This is a genomic window from Jeotgalibacillus proteolyticus (genome assembly GCF_002926065.1).
GTDB classification, from domain to species: domain Bacteria; phylum Bacillota; class Bacilli; order Bacillales; family Jeotgalibacillaceae; genus Jeotgalibacillus; species Jeotgalibacillus proteolyticus.
In genome coordinates this window covers 173,644-193,461 of the sequence record NZ_PREZ01000004.1, presented here as the reverse complement: position 1 = coordinate 193,461, position 19,818 = coordinate 173,644, and the positions used below count along the sequence as shown (strand labels likewise).

General features: G+C 42.9%; 18 protein-coding genes and 1 other RNA gene. 17 read left to right on the top strand and 2 right to left on the bottom strand.

The genetic code is table 11. From position 1 onward, the window contains the following. Positions 1-179: 179 nt before the first annotated feature. The 7 genes from C4B60_RS11275 (at position 180) to eno (ending at position 7,697) form a co-directional block, all read left to right on the top strand. Positions 180-419, top strand: coding sequence for a glutaredoxin family protein (locus C4B60_RS11275; RefSeq protein WP_104058111.1), 240 nt, complete (start codon positions 180-182; stop codon positions 417-419). A gap of 180 nt (positions 420-599) precedes the next feature. Continuing rightward, positions 600-1,640: a sugar-binding transcriptional regulator gene (locus tag C4B60_RS11270; RefSeq protein WP_104058110.1), complete on the top strand. Its 1,041-nt coding sequence runs from the start codon at positions 600-602 to the stop codon at positions 1,638-1,640. Between the two features lie 40 nt (positions 1,641-1,680). Beyond that, complete coding sequence (gap, locus tag C4B60_RS11265; RefSeq protein WP_104058109.1) at positions 1,681-2,688, top strand: type I glyceraldehyde-3-phosphate dehydrogenase; 1,008 nt, start codon at positions 1,681-1,683, stop codon at positions 2,686-2,688. 141 nt (positions 2,689-2,829) lie between these two features. Next, complete coding sequence (locus tag C4B60_RS11260; protein WP_104058108.1) at positions 2,830-4,017, top strand: phosphoglycerate kinase; 1,188 nt, start codon at positions 2,830-2,832, stop codon at positions 4,015-4,017. A gap of 78 nt (positions 4,018-4,095) precedes the next feature. Next, positions 4,096-4,857 (top strand): triose-phosphate isomerase, encoded by a 762-nt coding sequence (gene tpiA, locus C4B60_RS11255; protein ID WP_104058107.1) that lies wholly within the window; start codon positions 4,096-4,098, stop codon positions 4,855-4,857. After that, a complete protein-coding gene (gpmI, locus tag C4B60_RS11250) occupies positions 4,850-6,382 on the top strand; it encodes a 2,3-bisphosphoglycerate-independent phosphoglycerate mutase (RefSeq protein ID WP_104058106.1) in 1,533 nt (510 codons plus the stop codon). Before tpiA ends, gpmI begins: the two co-directional genes overlap by 8 nt. 22 nt (positions 6,383-6,404) lie before the next feature. Then, positions 6,405-7,697, top strand: coding sequence for a phosphopyruvate hydratase (gene eno / locus C4B60_RS11245; RefSeq protein ID WP_104058105.1), 1,293 nt, complete (start codon positions 6,405-6,407; stop codon positions 7,695-7,697). 100 nt (positions 7,698-7,797) lie between these two features. On the opposite strand, the gene C4B60_RS11240 is transcribed toward eno, so the two are convergent. Beyond that, positions 7,798-8,451: a hypothetical protein gene (locus C4B60_RS11240; protein WP_104058104.1), complete on the bottom strand. Its 654-nt coding sequence runs from the start codon at positions 8,449-8,451 to the stop codon at positions 7,798-7,800. 504 nt (positions 8,452-8,955) lie between these two features. On the opposite strand from C4B60_RS11240, the gene secG reads away from it, so the two are divergent. From secG to C4B60_RS11210, 6 genes are all read left to right on the top strand, one after another. Then, positions 8,956-9,189, top strand: coding sequence for a preprotein translocase subunit SecG (secG, locus tag C4B60_RS11235; RefSeq protein WP_104058103.1), 234 nt, complete (start codon positions 8,956-8,958; stop codon positions 9,187-9,189). 651 nt (positions 9,190-9,840) lie between these two features. Beyond that, positions 9,841-10,593, top strand: coding sequence for an alpha/beta hydrolase (locus tag C4B60_RS11230; RefSeq protein WP_104058102.1), 753 nt, complete (start codon positions 9,841-9,843; stop codon positions 10,591-10,593). Between the two features lie 36 nt (positions 10,594-10,629). Further along, a complete protein-coding gene (gene rnr / locus C4B60_RS11225) occupies positions 10,630-13,008 on the top strand; it encodes a ribonuclease R (RefSeq protein WP_104058101.1) in 2,379 nt (792 codons plus the stop codon). Between the two features lie 65 nt (positions 13,009-13,073). Next, positions 13,074-13,538 (top strand): SsrA-binding protein SmpB, encoded by a 465-nt coding sequence (gene smpB / locus C4B60_RS11220; RefSeq protein WP_104058100.1) that lies wholly within the window; start codon positions 13,074-13,076, stop codon positions 13,536-13,538. 135 nt (positions 13,539-13,673) lie between these two features. After that, positions 13,674-14,033: a transfer-messenger RNA gene (gene ssrA / locus C4B60_RS11215) on the top strand. A gap of 197 nt (positions 14,034-14,230) precedes the next feature. Further along, positions 14,231-14,803: a hypothetical protein gene (locus C4B60_RS11210; protein ID WP_104058099.1), complete on the top strand. Its 573-nt coding sequence runs from the start codon at positions 14,231-14,233 to the stop codon at positions 14,801-14,803. A gap of 42 nt (positions 14,804-14,845) precedes the next feature. Here C4B60_RS11210 and C4B60_RS11205 read toward each other — a convergent pair whose 3' ends face one another. Then, the gene (locus C4B60_RS11205) at positions 14,846-15,652 is read right to left on the bottom strand and encodes a hypothetical protein (protein WP_135122111.1); all 807 of its coding nucleotides are present in this window, start codon (positions 15,650-15,652) and stop codon (positions 14,846-14,848) included. A 295-nt stretch (positions 15,653-15,947) separates the two neighbouring features. Here C4B60_RS11205 and C4B60_RS11200 point away from each other — a divergent pair, with 295 nt between their 5' ends. The 4 genes from C4B60_RS11200 (at position 15,948) to C4B60_RS11185 (ending at position 19,528) form a co-directional block, all read left to right on the top strand. Further along, entirely contained in the window at positions 15,948-16,733 is a 786-nt protein-coding gene (locus C4B60_RS11200) for an ABC transporter ATP-binding protein (RefSeq protein WP_104058097.1), read from the top strand. Beyond that, complete coding sequence (locus tag C4B60_RS11195) at positions 16,717-17,475, top strand: ABC transporter permease (RefSeq protein WP_104058096.1); 759 nt, start codon at positions 16,717-16,719, stop codon at positions 17,473-17,475. Before C4B60_RS11200 ends, C4B60_RS11195 begins: the two co-directional genes overlap by 17 nt. 20 nt (positions 17,476-17,495) lie before the next feature. Further along, on the top strand, positions 17,496-18,503 hold the full coding sequence (locus C4B60_RS11190; protein ID WP_104058095.1) for an aliphatic sulfonate ABC transporter substrate-binding protein: 1,008 nt from the start codon (positions 17,496-17,498) through the stop codon (positions 18,501-18,503). A 173-nt stretch (positions 18,504-18,676) separates the two neighbouring features. Continuing rightward, on the top strand, positions 18,677-19,528 hold the full coding sequence (locus tag C4B60_RS11185; RefSeq protein ID WP_104058094.1) for an alpha/beta fold hydrolase: 852 nt from the start codon (positions 18,677-18,679) through the stop codon (positions 19,526-19,528). The last annotated feature ends 290 nt before the right edge of the window (positions 19,529-19,818 follow it).

The window sequence follows — 19,818 nt, the reverse complement described above, 5'->3', positions numbered from 1 at the left end:
AATTTTACTTACGAGTTGATTGCAGTGGAGGGCGGGGACTCCGGGAGGAATAAGCGGGAAGGCTGAGATCCACTTTCGCTAGCAAGTTAGCTCAGCTCCCGCCCTCCGGAAAGCCTCCGCCCGCAGCGGAAATCAACCCCCATTTAGATGAAATACACTAAATTAAAGGAGCGTTCCAATTGAAGGTAGAATTCTACACCCGCCCTAACTGTGGACTATGTGATGAAGCAAAGCTAATGCTTTCACTCGTACAGGAGGAAGTACCATTTACACTTATCGAGCATAATATAGAAGAACGGGATGACTGGACTGAAGAATACGGCTTACTGATCCCTGTGGTAAAAGTGGACGGAGAAGTGGTGCAATATGGAAAAGTGGATTATGTAACGCTTAGTAAACGTTTGCAGAAAATCACTTAACTTTATCGCTTGAAACCTTTAAAAATCCCTGTTATGATGAACCTTGTAGCAGGGATCTTTTTTTTACTCCGAATGGGACATTTTTTGTCTTGCGGGGACAATTTTAGTCCAGCCTGTTAATTTACTTATTAATGGGGAATAGTAAAAAAATAACCACCAACTTATAAAAGGAGCTTTTTTATGCCAGGGTTTATTGACATCCAAAAGCGATTGGTGCCGGACCTGCTGGATGAGTTACAACGTAGATATCACATTTTGCGATCTGTTCGATTTCTGCAGCCTGTAGGGAGAAGGAGCCTGGCTCAGTCTCTCGGTATGACCGAGCGGGTATTGCGGAGTGAAGTCGAATTTCTCAAATCACAGGATCTGCTTCGAATTCATTCATCCGGGATGAGCCTGACAGAAGAAGGGCTTGATATCTTATTGCCGCTTGAACGCTTGATGAATGAAATAGCGGGTATAAACGTAATGGAGGAAGCGGTAAGAGATAAGCTTGGTGTTAAAAAGGTTTTAATCGTACCTGGCAACAGTGACGATTCTCCGTGGGTGAAAGAGGAGCTTGGACGTGCTGCTGTTAAAAGCATGAAAGCATGTGTGAGTGACCGTACCATTATCGCTGTAACAGGCGGTACGACAATGTCAGCCGTTGCTGGAATGCTTACACCGGATTTTGCTTCGCCTGATATGTTATTTGTACCGGCAAGAGGCGGTATCGGGGAAGAAATTCAAAACCAGGCAAATGTTATTTGTGCCACAATGGCTCAGAAATCAGGAGCCAGACACCGTGTCTTATACGTTCCTGATCAGGTAAGCAGGGAAATGTATGAGTCCATTATGAAAGAGCCATCGATTAATGAAGTTATGGGGTTAATCACTTCTGCATCAATCGTTCTTCACGGCATTGGCGACGCTGCCACAATGGCAAAGCGCCGAAATACAAGTGAAGAAGACCTTCAGACGATTTTAGAAGGGGAAGCAGTGGGAGAAGCTTTCGGCTATTATTTCGATGTGCATGGCAAAATTGTTCATAAAGTGAAGACAATTGGTCTTCAGTTAAAGGATCTGGCTTCGATCCCCAACGTTTTTGCTGTTGCGGGAGGACCATCCAAGGCAAATGCCATCCAATCATATTTTAAAGGTGCACCGCATTCATCTTCAACATTGATTACAGATGAAGGTGCAGCAAAAGAGCTTTTGAAAGGGACATCCCTTTTAAAATAGATAAAATTCATCCCCAACATTATTAAGGAGGAACTTATTCATGACAGTTAAAATTGGTATTAACGGATTTGGACGTATTGGTCGTAACGTATATCGTGCTGCTTTAAATAACCCGGAGGTGGAAGTTGTAGCTGTTAATGATTTAACAGATGCAAATATGCTTGCACATCTTCTTAAGTATGATACTGTTCACGGAACTCTTGACGCTGAAGTTACAGTAGACGGAGACGATCTAGTTGTAAACGGTGAAAAAATTAAAGTTCTTGCTGAACGCGATCCTGCACAGCTTCCATGGGGCGACCTTGGCGTACAGGTAGTAATCGAATCAACTGGCCGTTTCACTAAGCGCGCTGACGCTGCGAAGCACCTTGAAGGCGGAGCGAAAAAAGTTATTATCTCTGCACCAGCTTCTGATGAAGATCTTACACTTGTAATGGGTGTTAACGAAGATAAATACGATGCTGATAACCACCACGTTATCTCGAATGCATCTTGTACGACTAACTGCCTGGCTCCATTTGCAAAAGTGCTTAACGACAAGTTCGGCATTAAACGCGGTATGATGACAACTGTTCACTCATACACAAATGACCAGCAAATTCTTGACCTTCCGCACAAAGACTATCGTCGTGCGCGTGCAGCTGCAGAAAACATCATTCCAACATCAACTGGTGCTGCTAAAGCTGTTTCTCTTGTACTTCCAGAGCTTGAAGGTAAATTAAACGGTATGGCTATGCGTGTACCAACACCAAACGTATCACTTGTTGACCTTGTAGCTGAATTCGATCAGGACGTAACTGCTGATCAAGTAAATGAAGCACTTAAAGAAGCTGCTGAAGGCGATCTTAAAGGAATTCTTCAGTACAGCGACGAGCCGCTTGTATCTACTGACTACAACGGCAACACTTCTTCTTCAATCGTTGATGGTCTTTCTACAATGGTTCTTGAAGGAAACATGGTAAAAGTACTTTCTTGGTATGACAATGAAACTGGCTACTCAAACCGTTGTGTTGACTTAGCTGCTTTCATGGCTGAAAAAGGACTATAAAATACAGCCCTGATTTAGAGGAGATTGTTTGGTTTTAACCACTCAATCCTCTATAATAAGAGGGGATTACGGGGAGTGGGGAGTGATCCCCCTCCCTTTTTTCAAAGTACCCCTCAACCCACCATAAGGAGGCCTTTTGCAATGAACAAACAGAGCATGAGAGAAATTGATCTTAAAGGGAAACGCGTTTTTTGCCGTGTAGACTTTAACGTTCCAATGAAGGATGGAAATGTTGCGGATGATACACGTATCCGCGCAGCACTTCCGACGATTCAACATCTGACAGATGCTGGAGCAAAAGTTATTTTAGCCAGCCACCTTGGCCGCCCTAAAGGAGAAGTAGTGGAAGAGCTTCGTCTTACACCTGTCGCTGAGCATTTAGGCGATCTTTTAGGAAAAGACGTTAAAAAAGTGGACGAGGCGTATGGAGAAAAAGCACAAAACGCTGTAGCTGAGCTTGAGGATGGAGACGTTTTGGTACTTGAAAACGTCAGATTCTACCCGGGTGAAGAGAAAAATGACCCGGAATTAGCGAAGGAATTTGCAGCACTTGCTGATGTGTATGTGAATGATGCTTTTGGCGCAGCTCACCGCGCACATGCTTCGACTGCAGGAATTGCTCAGTACTTACCGGCTGTATCGGGCTTATTGATGGAAAAAGAACTTGATGTACTTGGCAAAGCTCTTTCAAATCCTGAGCGTCCATTTACAGCTATTATCGGCGGAGCAAAGGTAAAAGATAAAATCGGTGTAATCGATAATCTTTTGGACAATGTCGATAATCTGATTATTGGCGGCGGACTTGCTTACACATTCTTAAAAGCGCAGGGCTATGAGGTTGGTAAATCATTATTGGAAGAAGACAAAATTGATTTAGCTAATCAGTTTATTAAAAAAGCAGAAGACAAGGGCGTAAAATTCTACATGCCTGTAGATGTTATTGTTGCGGATGATTTTTCTGACAGTGCAAATACCAAGGAAGTAGGAATCGATTCAATTCCTTCTGATTGGGAAGCACTGGATATCGGACCAAAAACACGCGAGCTTTACAGCGATGTAATTAAAGACTCCAAGCTTGTTATTTGGAACGGACCTATGGGTGTATTTGAGCTTGAAACATTCGCAAACGGAACAAAAGCAGTAGGACAAGCCCTGGCAGATGCAGAGGATACATACTCTGTCATCGGAGGAGGAGACTCAGCTGCTGCGGTTGAAAAATTCGGCCTTGCAGATCAAATGAGTCACATCTCAACAGGTGGCGGTGCTTCTCTTGAGTTTATGGAAGGCAAGGAACTTCCAGGCGTTGTCGCTCTAAACGATAAAGAGTAGTCATAACAAGTTGGATCCGTAAAGGTTATCCTTTACGATAACCATAAATATTGTACTAACTAAGAAAGGACGTTGAGTATGCGTAAACCAATTATTGCTGGAAACTGGAAAATGAACAAAACAGCTTCAGAAGCACGATCTTTTACAGAAGAGGTTGCATCGAAGGTCCCTTCTAATGATAAAGTGGAGTCTGTTATTTGCTCCCCGTCATTATTTTTAGAAAGCCTTGTGAATCTTACTTCAGATTCACCTGTAGCAATCGGGGCGCAGAATATGTACTTTGAAGAGAGCGGTGCTTTCACCGGTGAAACAAGCCCGGCGGCACTTAAGGATCTTGGTGTTCAGTATGTCATTCTTGGCCACTCAGAACGCCGTGAGCTTTTCAATGAAACAGATGAGTCTGTAAACAAAAAAACGAAGGCAGCATTTGCACACGGCCTTGTACCGATCGTTTGTGTTGGAGAGACATTAGAGCAGCGTGAAAACAACGAAACAAAAGATTTTGTCGGCGGTCAGGTTAAAGCAGCTTTAGAGGGCTTATCTGATGACCAGGTAAAACAGACGGTTATTGCTTATGAGCCGATCTGGGCAATTGGGACCGGAAAATCTTCTACAGCACAGGATGCAAATGAAGTTTGTGCACATGTGCGCTCAGTAGTTGCAGAGCAATTTTCACAGGAAATCGCTGATGCAGTGCGCGTTCAGTACGGCGGTAGTGTGAAGCCTGCAAACATTAAAGAATATATGGGCCAAAGTGATATTGACGGAGCACTTGTTGGTGGTGCAAGCTTAGAAGCGGAGTCTTTCCTCCAATTACTGGAGGCTGGTGCAAATGACTAAAGCACCTGTTGCCTTAATTATTCTTGATGGGTTCGCTCTTCGGGATGAAGTAGAAGGAAATGCTGTTGCGCAAGCCAGCAAACCGAATTTTGACCGTTACTGGGCAAACTTTCCCCACAGCACACTGATCGCAAGCGGTGAAGCAGTGGGCCTTCCGGAAGGTCAAATGGGCAACTCTGAGGTTGGGCATTTGAACATTGGGGCGGGGCGTCCTGTGTATCAGAATTTAACCCGTATTAATATTTCCATCCGCGACAAGGATTTTTTCTCTATCCCTGAATTTCTTTTAGCGGTTGAAAATGCTAAGCGTCACAACAAACCCCTCCATATTATGGGGCTGCTTTCTGATGGCGGTGTTCACAGCCATTATAACCACCTCTTTGCCTTGTTGAAATTAGCTAAGGAGCATGGACTGACGAAGGTATTTGTTCATGGCTTCCTAGACGGACGCGACGTTGGTCCTACAACGGCATTGAAGTTCATTAAAAACACAGAGGCTCAAATGGATGAGCTTGGTGTGGGAGAATTTGCTTCCATCTCAGGCCGCTATTATGCGATGGATCGAGATAATCGCTGGGAGCGTGTTGAAAAAGCATACCGTGTAATGGTAGATGGTGTTGGTCCGGCCCACGCCTCTGCTATAGAAGGTGTTGAAGCTTCCTATGAAAAAGAAGTTCACGATGAATTTGTAGAGCCTTTTGTCATTGAAAAGGATGGAGAACCGGTTGGCCGTATCCAGGATAATGACTCTGTTATTTTCTTTAACTTCAGACCAGACCGCGCCATCCAGCTCTCAGCCGCTTTATCAGACCCTGGGTTTGACGACTTTGATTTAGGCCGCTACAAGCCGATTGATCTTCAATTTGTGACCTTTACGCATTACAGTGAAAGGGTTCAGGCTGATGTAGCATTTAAAAAAGAAGACTTGAAGAATACTGTAGGGGAAGTGTTATCTGCTAATGGGCTGACTCAGCTGCGCATTGCAGAAACAGAAAAATATCCACATGTTACGTTCTTTATGAGCGGCGGACGTGAGGAAAAATTCCCTGGTGAAGAAAGAATCCTGATTGATTCACCTAAAGTGGCAACCTATGACCTGAAGCCTGAGATGAGCGCTTATGAAGTGACGGATGCGTTGCTTGATGAGATTACAAATGATCGTTTTGACGCGATCCTGTTAAACTTTGCGAATCCGGACATGGTCGGCCACAGCGGCAAGCTTGAACCAACGATTAAGGCAATCGAAGCAGTTGATGAATGCCTTGGCAAAATCGTTGATTTGATCCATGATAAAGGCGGCTATGCAATTATAACTGCCGATCATGGAAACTCAGATGAAGTCAGAACGCTTGAAGGAACCCCTATGACGGCTCACACGACAAATCCCGTGCCGGTGATCGTAACAAAACAGGGTGCTGAACTTCGCGATGGCGGAATTCTGGGTGACCTTGCACCAACCTTACTTGATCTATTGAAAGTAGAACAGCCTGAAGAAATGATAGGCGAATCATTAATTAAAAAATAACTCATATAAAGGAGAGTTTTACATGCCATTTATTACTGATGTATATGCCCGCGAAATTCTTGATTCACGCGGCAACCCAACAATCGAAGTAGAAGTTTATACAGAAAGCGGTGCATTTGGCCGTGCACTAGTTCCATCAGGCGCTTCAACTGGAGAGCACGAAGCAGTTGAGCTTCGCGATGGAGACAAAGGACGTTACCTTGGTAAAGGTGTTCTTAAAGCAGTAGAAAACGTAAATAATGTTATTGCTCCTGAATTGATCGACAGCTTCTCTGTTCTTGATCAGGTTTCAATTGACCAGGCAATGATCGCACTTGACGGCACTGAAAACAAAGGTAAACTAGGCGCTAACGCAATTCTTGGCGTTTCTATGGCAGTTGCACATGCTGCTGCTGACTACCTTGATCTTCCACTTTATCAGTACCTTGGAGGCTTCAATGCGAAACAGCTTCCAGTACCGATGATGAATATCGTTAATGGCGGCGAGCACGCGGATAACAATGTTGATATTCAGGAATTCATGGTTATGCCTGTTGGAGCTGAAACGTTCCGTGAAGCACTTCGCATGGGAGCAGAAATCTTCCACGCACTTCGTTCAGTTCTTCAAGGAAAAGGCCTAAACACAGCTGTAGGTGATGAAGGTGGATTTGCTCCAAACCTTGGATCAAATGAAGAAGCACTTTCAACCATCATCGAAGCGATTCAAAAAGCCGGCTACAAGCCAGGAGAAGAAGTTCTTCTTGCAATGGACGTGGCTGCTTCTGAAATTTATAACAAAGAAGACGGCAACTATCACCTTTCTGGTGAAGGCGTTGTTAAAACATCAGCTGAAATGGTTGACTGGTACGCTGAACTTGCTGACAAGTATCCAATCGTTTCAATCGAAGATGGTCTTGACGAAAACGACTGGGACGGCTTCAAGCTCCTAACAGATCGCTTAGGCGACCGCGTTCAGCTTGTTGGAGACGACTTGTTCGTTACAAATACAACGAAGCTTGCACAAGGAATTGAGCAGGGAATTGGTAACTCAATCCTGATCAAAGTTAACCAAATCGGCACATTGACTGAAACATTTGATGCAATCGAAATGGCAAAACGCGCTGGCTACACTGCAGTTATCTCTCACCGTTCCGGTGAAACTGAAGATGCGACCATTGCTGATATCGCTGTAGCTACAAATGCTGGTCAAATCAAAACTGGTGCTCCTTCTCGTACAGACCGCGTTGCTAAATACAATCAGCTTCTTCGCATCGAAGACCAGCTGGCTGAAACTGGCGGTTACCTTGGAGCGAAAACGTTCTATAACCTGCGCTAATTAGTGCAAAAAATATCCCGATTCTCAGCGCATTCCGGCTGACTGAGAACACAAGAAAACACCGTATCCTTCTCAGGGGATACGGTGTTTTCATGTTGTATTATAAAAGCTTTACCCATTTTGAGCCGGTGTAACATTCACCAATATAATCAGAAGTCTCCGACACAGAATAAGCAGCTGTAGACGCGGAGGCAGCTTCTAATGCTCCCGTTCCAACGACATTTTCTTTTAGATATAAATGACCGTTAACAAGATAACAAAAGCCATTTGCGACAAGATCGACTTCAATGACACCGCTAAACAGTTTGTCCCTTGCTGAAAGCTCAAGAAGCAGTGGTTTTTGGAGTGTATTAATCCAGCCGAGGGAACCATTTCTGCACAGCTTAACAATGACGATTAATGGCACGCTGTAGGAGTTGACGGAGAGAGTCAGCTTTTTCTCAACCCAGGAGCATGAAGTAGCCAGAGAGACAATTTTATCAGGAGCCCTGCATTCTCTTTTAAGCTGTTTAATTGACTTGCCCGAAATTTCTGCTGCTCTTATAAGGGCCTGTTCATGAGTCAACTCAATTGCATAATCGATCTTTGAATTTCGAATGGTCTTTAATTCTTTTTCGCTTAAGGGGCTAAACGGCTGGGCAGGATCAATAAAGGTGTGTTTTTTCTTTTTAGATGCTTCGACTAGTTTTTTAAGCACTGGTAAATGGGAGAACAGAATACTTGTCATGATGATGCCAACTGCCAGTTTCTTCATAAGTAGTTTGCCCCTATTCTTTATGTGTTACTTATATGTATATTCAGGGCATGGTTATTTCAGTATAAGTTTTTGAAAATTGGCTGTGATTTCTGTTTAAAGCGTTTGTTTTCCTCGGGGGTTCAGGGCTTGTGAATATAAATAAAGAGCTAGAAACAAATTCTCTAACTCTTTAGCCCGGCTCACTGCGCTTCAGGGGGACGCTTTCCGCGGGGCGGGGCCTTTCGCTAACTTGCTATAATGCCTTTGACTGCCTCTACATTTCCATTAAACGTTTTTATTACATTGTCAACGAGAATAGCCTGATTCATTGCGCTCACCTCTTCCGACAGAAGTGTCGATCATTTACTGATTATAGTTTAGTCCTATTAGTACGGATTTACAATCGTGGATGTTGTCTTATTATGTTAGATGGGGATAAAGGTTATTCTTCTCCTATTGTGTACAGGGAAGCGCTGTGATAAAATTGATTCATTGTGATGTTCGTTGCAGGAGGTGGGACTCATGGAAACTTTATTAACAGTGTTGTTGGTTATTACATGTATTTCGTTGATTGTTGTTGTATTATTGCAATCCGGTAAAAGTGCTGGTCTATCAGGTGCGATCTCAGGCGGTGCTGAGCAGTTGTTTGGTAAACAAAAAGCGCGTGGAATTGACTTAGTATTGAACCGTATTACAATTGTGCTAGCTGTGTTATTTTTCGTTTTGACGATTTCAGTAGCTTATGTAGTTCAATAATAAATTTGCGTCCTGATCAAATTATTTGGTCAGGCTTTTTTGTTTTTATTAAAAATTTTTGGGTTAAATGATTTCTTGCTCTAAATGTGGGTTGATTTCCGCTGCAGGGGCATGCTTTCCGCGGGGCGGGGCTTGAGCTAACTTGCTGCTGCAAGTGGATCTCAAGCTCCCGCTTCATCCCGCGGGATCAGCCCCTTCCGCTGCAATCAACTTGCAGGTAAACTTTAATGATCTTTGGAATTTGCATGTTAAAGGGTCTCGTATTCTAACACCACTTCTGCTTTGGTTGTGGTAGAGGAATGTACTCTAAATAGGGGTTGATTTCCGCTGCAGGGGCATGCTTTCCGCGGGGCGGGTGCTTGAGCTAACTTGCTAGCGCAAGTGGATCTCAAGCACCCGCTACATCCCGCAGGAGTCAGCCCCTTCCACTTCATCAACTTGCGAATAAACTTAAAATGATCTTCGGAATTTGCATAGAACCAAATTTTGTTTTGAAAGTAAAGGTTATCTGTATAAGTAAGTGGGTTTTTTAGAACTATATAATAAGGATGAAAAAAGGCTGGTGAAGGGGTTAAATCAGATGAATGGCGTTTCGGGCTGTTCTTTACTAAAATAGTAGTATTGATTTGACTATACAGGAGTGGATTATAGATGAAATTGAATTTGCCGAAGCCATTTACATTTGAAGGAGGAAAGCGGGCTGTTCTGTTGCTGCATGGATTTACTGGTAATTCTTCAGATGTGCGTATGCTTGGCCGCTTTTTAGAGAAAAATGGGTATACCTCACATGCACCTCATTATAAAGGTCATGGAGTGCCGCCTGAGGAGCTTGTGAAAACAGGACCTGCGGATTGGTGGAAGGATGTTATGCGCGGGTATGATCATTTGAAGAGTCTGGGGTATGATGAAATTGCCGTTGCAGGTCTTTCATTAGGAGGCGTATTTTCGCTTAAATTAGGTTACACTGTACCTGTGAAGGGTATTGTTACGATGTGTGCTCCGATGTACATAAAGAGCGAAGAAGTGATGTATAAAGGGGTCCTTGAGTACGCCCGAGAGTTTAAGAAATACGAGGGTAAAGAAAAAGACCAGATTGAAAGCGAAATGGAGAAATTCGCCCAAACTCCTATGGAGACACTTAAGGCTCTGCAGGCATTGATCAAGGATGTCCGAAACTCGGTGGATATGATTTATACGCCGACGTTTGTCGTACAAGGACGCCATGACCACATGATCAATATGGATTCTGCTAATATTATCCATGACGGTGTTGAAACGGATGATAAGAAATTGAAATGGTATGAAAAATCAGGCCATGTGATCACGCTCGATAAGGAAAAGGAGCAGCTGCATCAGGATGTGCTTGAATTTCTTGATGGGCTTGACTGGTCTGAAGACAAATAAGTAAGTACCCAATTGCAGCAGAGGAGGGTTTGGCCAATGGATGATAAGACAAAAAAGATGATGGACAATCTGTTAACCTTTATGCGTGAAGAAGCGTATAAGCCGCTAACAGTCCAGGAGCTCGAGGAATCATTTAAGATTACAGACTCGGATGAATTCAGGGATCTGGTAAAGGCACTGGTCGTTTTAGAGGAAAAAGGACATATTGTCCGCACAAGAAGCAACCGCTACGGGCTTCCGGAAAAAATGAACCTTGTACGCGGAAGACTTTCAGGACATGCGAAAGGGTTTGCCTTTTTAATCCCTGAGGAGCAGGGCCAGGACGATGTATTTATTCCACCGAACGAGACCGCTAATGCTATGCACGGCGATACCGTTTTAGTTCGTGTCTCCAAGGAATCGTCTGGAGATCGCCGCGAAGGAACTGTCGTAAGAATTCTAGAGCGTGGCGTAAAGCAGGTTGTCGGGACCTACACAGAAAGTGCGAACTTCGGTTTTGTAATTCCCGATGATAAAAAAATGACAAGCGATATCTTTATTCCGAAAAATGCGAACAAAGGAGCAGTTGAAGGACATAAGGTAATCGTACAAATTACGGCTTATCCTGATGGCAGAAAAAGTGCTGAAGGGGAAGTATCAGCCATTCTTGGACATAAAAATGATCCAGGTGTTGATATTTTATCCATTATCCATAAGCACGGAATAGAAGTAGAATTCCCGGATGAGGTATTAAAGCAGGCCAACGAAGTGCCGGATGAGATTGATCCTTCAGATTTGGACGGACGCCGGGATTTACGGGAAGAAGTAGCCGTAACGATTGACGGGGCGGATGCAAAGGATCTAGATGATGCGATTTCCCTCAAAAAGCTTGATAACGGCAACTACCTGTTAGGGGTTCATATTGCCGATGTCAGCCATTATGTTACTGAAGGCTCTCCGCTTGATGAAGAAGCCTATGATAGAGGCACGAGTGTTTATTTAGTTGATCGAGTAATCCCGATGATTCCTCACCGTTTATCAAATGGGATTTGCTCATTGAACCCGCGTGTGGACAGATTGACGCTTTCCTGTTCAATGGAAATCGATCAAAACGGCGGAGTCGTAAACCATGAAATTTTCCAAAGCGTTATCCGTACAAATGAACGTATGACGTATGGGGATGTTAACTCAATCCTGGTTGATAATGATGAAGCGTTAATTGAAAAATACAAACCGCTTGTTCCGATGTTTCAGGAGATGGAAAAGCTCGCAGCGATTTTGCGCGGTAAGCGTTTTGGACGCGGAGCGATCGATTTTGATTTCAAAGAAGCAAAGGTGCTTGTTGATGAAGAAGGTCATCCAACAGATATCGGCATCCGTGAACGCTCTGTTGGGGAAAAGCTGATTGAGGAATTTATGCTTGCAGCCAATGAGACAGTAGCAGAGCATTTCCACTGGATGAACCTGCCTTTCATCTACCGTATTCACGAGGATCCGAAGGAAGAAAAGCTTCAGAGGTTCTTTGAATTCATCACCAATTTCGGGTTGGTTGTAAAAGGCTCCGGTAATGAAATTCATCCGCGAGCTCTTCAGGAAATCATTGATGATGTGACAGGGCGTCCAGAAGAAATGGTTGTTTCTACTATGATGCTTCGTTCGATGCAGCAGGCAAAATACGATGAAAACAGTCTTGGTCACTTTGGTCTTGCGACAGAATTTTACACTCATTTCACATCCCCGATCAGACGATATCCGGATCTAATCGTTCACCGCTTAATCCGTACGTACCTGATTCATAAAAAGGTTGATGAAAGAACACAGCAAAAATGGAATGCAAGACTTCCTGAAATTGCCGCCCATACCTCAGGCCGGGAACGCCGTGCAGTAGATGCTGAGCGTGAAACGGATGAGCTGAAGAAAACTGAATACATGCTTGATAAGATCGGTGAGGAATTTGATGGTGTAATCAGTTCTGTCACAAACTTTGGTATGTTTGTTGAGCTTCCAAACACGATTGAAGGACTTGTCCATGTCAGCTATATGACGGATGATTATTACCGCTTTGACGACCGTCATATGGCGATGATCGGTGAGCGGACAGCCAATGTGTTCCGTATTGGCGATGAGATCACTGTACGTGTCATCAATGTAAATAAGGATGAACGCGCCATTGATTTTGAAATTGTCGGGATGAAGGGAACACCAAGACGCGAGCGCCGTGATTCCGCAAGAGTCATTCAAAGCGGAGGCCGTGGAGGCTCACGCTCAGGTTCTGATTCTAACAACAAAAAGCCGCGCAAAGGCGGAGAACGTCCTTCTGATGCTTCTTCAGAAAAACGGAAAAAGAAAAAGCAGAAGTTTTATGAAGGAATTCCAAGCAGTGCGAAGAATAAAAACAATAAGAACCAAAAAAGCCGCAAGAAAAAGCGGAAATAATGTATGATGAGCATGCGGCAGTGTACTTTCACTGCCGCATTGCCCGCTAGAAGGAGGAGTCACTTATGCCAAAGGGTTCTGGAAAGGTAGTGGCGCAGAATAAAAAAGCCAGCCACGATTATTTCATTGAAGAAACGTATGAAGCAGGGATTGTGCTAAGAGGCACTGAGATCAAATCAATCCGCAACGGCAGAGTTCAACTAAAAGATTCATTTGCCCGGATCAGCAACGGAGAGGTTTTCTTAAACAATGCCCATATCAGTCCATACGAGCAGGGGAACCAGTTTAACCATGATCCGCTGCGTGAACGAAAGCTATTACTTCACCGCCAGCAGATTAATAAATTAATAGGCGCCACAAAACAGCAGGGCTATTCCATTGTTCCTTTGAAAATGTATTTGAAGGACGGTTTTGCCAAGGTGCTGATCGGTCTTGCAAAGGGTAAAAAGAATTATGACAAGCGTGAATCTCTTAAGAAAAAAGAAGCCACCCGTGAAATGGCACGCGCATTTAAAGATAGCCAGCGATAAGCGAAGTAGTTGAAAAAATCGCAGGATATGGTATACTATTTATAGTCGCAAATGCGGCAATGCAGCTTAAGTTCCCATTTTACTTGGGAATCCCGTACAAGAAAGCAGATCACATCTTCTTTCTTCCTTGATCAAGGGGACGTTACGGATTCGACAGGAATGGTTCGAGCTTAAGTCGCGAGCCGGAGGGATCGTCTTCGTCATCAACGTCAACACAAATAGTTAACAACAAACAAGATTTAGCTCTAGCTGCCTAATACGCACTTGAGGCCTCACCTGTCTATCGCCCATGTAGACCTGAATGAGGCTCACTTATCAGTGGGATACGCTGTTCGGCCACCATCTGAGGTCGACTGAAGAGACCAATCAGATTAGCCACTTGGACGCCTGTCAATCGGCATAAGAGCTGGCGAAATGCGAATAGATTGAATACGCTCGTAGACGCTTAAGTGTGAAAGTTTCTGGACGTGGGTTCGACTCCCACCGTCTCCATATTTAATAATGTGGAGCATCAAAAAGAGTACAATCTGTTAAAACCCTTGCTTATCAAGGGTTTTTTATTTTGTGAAAAATGTATTTGTGTGATCAATCCAGATCTTTGCTTGTGTTCTCTGGAAGTGAGTTGATGTTATTTTTTGTTAAAAAAGGGGATGGATTAGTGTTATAATTCTTCTACTGAATGGAGGGATCCAGTGAAAAGGTTAATGAATCTAACTACGGTATATATTGTGGCGGGCATAATTGCCATTGGTTTTTTATTTATTTTCCCAATGATAGAAACATTAAAGGCTCGAGCTCAGGGCGTAAGTTATTATACAAATAACATTGAAAACTATCACATTAATTCCTACCCAATTGAAGGTGAATACACGGTGGATATTGACATGAATAACCTGGAAAATAATCAAGGAAAAGTGCTTTTTGACGATGGTGAAAACCAAGTTTACGTTTCGAAGGTTATTGCTCAAACTGAAGGCGGGTATGAATTGTTCTTTTCTCCAAGTGCGACTTATCGTACAGGCGGAGCAACAGAAGTTTCAGGTGTGGCATATTCCTATTCAAATAATCGTCTATTAAACGAATTTAAGGCAGACGCAAAAGCCTCCTATAACGATGAGACAATTGAATTAAAGCCTTCTAGTTTTACTCCAGATGAGTTTAGCTTTTATATGGAGCCGCAAGGCGATCTGAGCAGCGAAGTGCAAGAAGAAGTGATAGAAGTGGCAGTTTCAAATTTATATATAAATTATTGGACAAAAAAGTAGTTTTCTTTTAACGCAAAAAAAAGCTGACGGGCAGCTCTTTAATTAGTCCATATATTTTGTAATAGGTTTTGGGTTTGTATGACCTACATACATCACCTCACCATCAAACTCATAGGTAATGAGAATAGTATCCTCTTCGATCATTTTTTCAGAGGAATAATCGATTTCACCCGTTTCACCTGTCGTGATCTTGAAGTTAAATACTCTATGATAGGCTACTTTCTCCGCTTCTTTGGGTATTTCTTCATTTTTATCTATTCTTTCTTCAAATTCCCCCGGTTCCTCGTTCATGATGTATCTGAACCTAAGGGACATTTTAGATTCCATGTTTGTCTCATCAAATTCATCAATCGCCTCTGCTTCATACCAGTCAAAGTACGTATTATTTTTTTCATCATCTGAAAGTGGCAGCTGTTCTATCGCATTTTTTATCACTTCTATTACTGAAGCCACATGTACTTCTTCTCCGGACTGATTGTACACAGTCAGTTTGTCTTCCTCTGTTTCAACGATTATAAATTCTCCCTGTTCAGAATAAGCGATCGCTCCATCCATATCCACATTGTATTTTTGTTCTACTTTAGAAATAGTGGAGGATTGCTGCAATTCAATCAATGCCACTTTAATATGACCTATTCCTAGAAAAGGCAGGATGCAGGCAACTAACGTACTAAAGAAGATGATCGATATCTTCTTTTCCCAGGAAATAGGATTTAAGAACGAAATAATGAAAATACTCGCAACAAAAACCACTAGTACAAAAAAAATTGAAGCAAATACTGAACTTAGCCCCCAGGGATCATTTGATGGGTCGGATGGATATTGAGAATAAAAAACAAATAGTCCCATTGCAAAAATAATGAAAATTCGGAAGAATTGAGTTTTTAAAAGTTTAATAAGAATACCCCCTTTTCAAAAAAATGTATGTATCATTCCTACTTCATTATATCCTTTTAAGATCTTCCTGTTCTTTTATTTACCAAAAAATAATTGGCTGTAATTATAGCTAATTATTCTACTTTGCTGCGGCAGAGAACTAAAATTAAAGAGAGTCTAAGTCTTGACTTTCCACATCCTTCCGCTATAATTTAAAGGAAATTCCGATTAATTTTATAGGTTTTAATGAATTAAGGCAGGTGGAGGTATGTTTTTAACGATTAACAATTTGAATAAATCCTTTATAAATAAAGGCAGCTCAGAGCTTGTCCTTTCAAATATTAACCTAGATGTAAGAGAAGGGGAGTTTGTTTCAATTCTTGGTCCTTCCGGGTGCGGCAAATCAACACTGCTATCGATTGTAGCTGGTTTGACATCTGCTTCAGAAGGAAACATCGAGCTTTCAGGAACTCCGATTAAAGGACCCGGGAAAGAAAGGGGAATGGTTTTTCAGCAGGCGGCCTTATTTCCATGGCTCACCGTTTTGGAAAATGTTATGTTTCCTCTATTGCCTGTGATGTCAAAAAAAGAAGCAGCCGAAAAAGCGAAACACTATTTACAAATGGTTCAGTTAGGCTCTTATACGAATCATTCACCTCATGAAATTTCAGGAGGCATGCAGCAGCGTGTTGCAATTGCACGTGCTCTTGCGATGGACCCCGCTCTATTATTAATGGACGAACCCTTTGGTGCACTGGACGAACAAACCCGTTCACGGCTGCACGAAATTTTAGAAAATATTTTCATTGAAACAAAGAAAACCATTTTATTTGTCACTCATAGTATTGCTGAATCGTTAAAGCTTTCTGACCGGATCGTTGTAATGGGCACTCAGCCTGGAACGATTTTGGACATTATTGAACTGGACTTTCCGAGACCCCGCTCCCAATCCAAGGAAGAACTATTATCTTATGAAGAAAAAATTCAGGCGTTATTAAAATCTGAGATTGATAAGGTAACGGAAAAGGAGCAGAAGCATGCAGCCAGCCGTTAAACGAATCATTTTTTATGTACTGCTTTTTGCTCTCTGGGAGGGAGCGGTTTATGTCTTTGAAGTGTCGCCGGCGTTGCTGCCTGCCCCTTCAGATGTTTTTGTTTCACTTTATGAAGGCTTCAGCAACCGCACATTGATTTATGATCTGGGTGCGAGTTTTCGTAGATTATTTCTTGGACTTGCCATTGCACTACTACTAGGTGTCCTGCTTGGTGTTTTATTAGCGAAATCAAAAACAGCAGATGAAACGCTTGGATCTCTTATCCTGGCCCTTCAATCTGTCCCAAGCATCGTCTGGCTTCCTTTGGCAATCATGTGGTTTGGACTGAATGAAACTGCGGTTATCTTCATTGTTGTTCTAGGAGCAACGATTGTGATGACGATTAATATACGGACAGGAATCATTAATGTTCCTCCGCTCTTTATAAAAGCAGCGAAAACGATGAACTATCGCGGACTCCGGTTATTTACAAAAGTCACGATGCCGGCATCTATTCCTTATGCAGTCACTGGGCTGCGCCTTGCCTGGGCATTTGCCTGGCGGGCACTGATGGCTGGTGAGCTATTAAGTGCAGGTCCGGGACTCGGCTATTCCTTAAGGTTTGCTTCAGATTTTGGCGATATGGCCCGGGTAATTGCCATTATGATCTTAATCATGCTGATTGGCATTATCGTTGATTTATTATTTTTCCAGCGTGTTGAAAGAAAGGTCCTTAGAAAATGGGGACTTGCTACAGACTAATTTTTTGGAGGTACAATTATATGAAAAAGAATTTCCGTTTATTATTCCTGCTTGCAGCATTCACGGCGTTAGCGCTGTCTGCTTGCGGTTCAGACAATTCATCCGGCTCCAGTGATGAAGTGGTTATTGGTTATTTTCCAAACATAGACCATGTTCCGGCAATGGTTGCTAAGGAAAAAAAATATTTCGAAGATGCACTTGGGGAAGATAAAACAGTTACCTACAAAACATTCCCTGATGGCGGAGCATTTATGACTGCCTTAAAAACAGGTGATATAGATGCAGGATTTGTTGGACCGGGACCTGTGATGAACAATTACGCAAATGGTGCAGACGTTAAAATCATTGCAGGGGCTTCATCAGGCGGGACCGTTGTTGTTGCCAGTGAACAAAGCGGGATCGAAAGTGTGGATGACATTGAAAATAGCACCTTTATTACGCCGGGAGTTGGGTGTACACATAATGTACAAATGGAAACATCACTTAAAGAGCAAGGCATTACATCAGCACGGATCGGCGGAACTTTAAAGCATGTGACAGGAAACCCCGCACAATACCAGTCCATGTTTGAGTCAGGTAAAGTGGACCTTGCTGCAGTTCCTGAGCCATGGGCTTCAACACTTGTAGAAAATGGAGCAAAAATCATTGTCGATACAGATGAAATTGCTTACGGCAAAACACTTCCGAACACCGTTTTAGTTACGAGCGGAAAACTTCTTGAGGAACAAAATGAAATGATTCAGCAAATTGCTGAAGCTCATGAAAAGAGCATTCAATTCATTAACGAAAATCCTGAAGAAGCTCAAACGATTGCAATCGACTCAATTGAAGACATCACAAATCAGCGCATGGATGAATCTATTATTGCAAGTGCGTGGGAACGCGTAACCTTCACGTCTGAGGTTGACTCGGATGTTATTCAGGCTTTTGCAGATTCATCATACGATCTTCAATTTTTAAACGAACAGCCTGAATTAAGCGATCTTGTTATGACTGATAGCGTAAAGCTGACCAGTGCGCAGCAATAAGTTTACCCCTTAATAGATCAAAAAAGTAATTAAAAGTGAACATCTAAAAGGAACCGGGTAAAAGATGCTGGGACGACACACATTTGTCGTCCCAGCATCTTTTTTTGATGTTTTCTTTACCCAAAAGAAGAGTATAGACAACCAAAAGGCATGAATAAAAGGAGGAAACGAAAATGGATTCAATCGAATTCTCATATATCACTGTCAATGGTGTGACCCTACATACAGCCACTGCAGGACTGAAAGAGGGACCGCTTGCCATCTTGCTTCATGGCTTTCCAGAGTTTTGGTACGGCTGGAGAAAGCAGATCGAGCCATTAGTAAATGAAGGCTACCGTGTTGTTATACCAGATCAGCGCGGATATAACCTGAGTGATAAGCCGGAGGGGGTCGAAAGCTATCAGCTTAATGTCCTGAGAGATGATATTGTAGGAATAATAAGGTATTTTAACCGAGAAAAATCAGTGATCATTGGACATGACTGGGGTGGAATCGTAGCCTGGCATTTAGCTGCTACAAAGCCTGAGTATGTTGAAAAGCTGCTGATATTAAACAGCCCTCATACCGGAATAATGAAAAAGGGGATAATGAAAAATCCGCTGCAAATCTTTAAAAGCTCGTACATTTTATTTTTCCAAATCCCGGAGCTTCCGGAAAAAATGCTGTCCGCCAATCAGTATAAATCTTTACGAAAATCGCTGACTGACTCCAGCGATCACGAAACCTTTGACGAAAAAGAGCTTAAGCATTATACCAAAGCCTGGTCACAGCCCGAAGCAATTACATCGATGCTGAACTGGTACAGAGCACTACGGTTCGAAGCAGACAGCCCTTCAACGATCGATGTCCCGGTCAAAATCATCTGGGGCTATAGAGACTCTTTCCTCTCAAAGGAGCTAGCTGAAGAAAGCGCAAAGCAATGCACCAACGCAGACATCGTCCTTGTCGATGCAACCCACTGGGTCCATGTGGAACAGCCGGAAATCGTCAACAAGTTTATGCTGCAGTTTCTTTCCGCTCCGTAAATAGGCTTTATTTTGCTCGATTTTATAAAGATTACTCATACATTTAGAGACATTCACTCTTCACAATATAAATTTGAAAAACCAAATAAATTCCCCACCGAGTTGATTGAAGTGGAAGGGGCTGACTCCCGCGGAAAGCATGCCCCTGAAGCGGAAATCAACACGCGATATTTAAAGGCATTAACTCCCTAACACTCCTATTTTAAAGAACCAAACAAATTCCCCACACAGATGATTGTAGTGGAAGGCGGGGACTCCGAGAGGATTAAGCGGGAAAGCTGAGATCCACT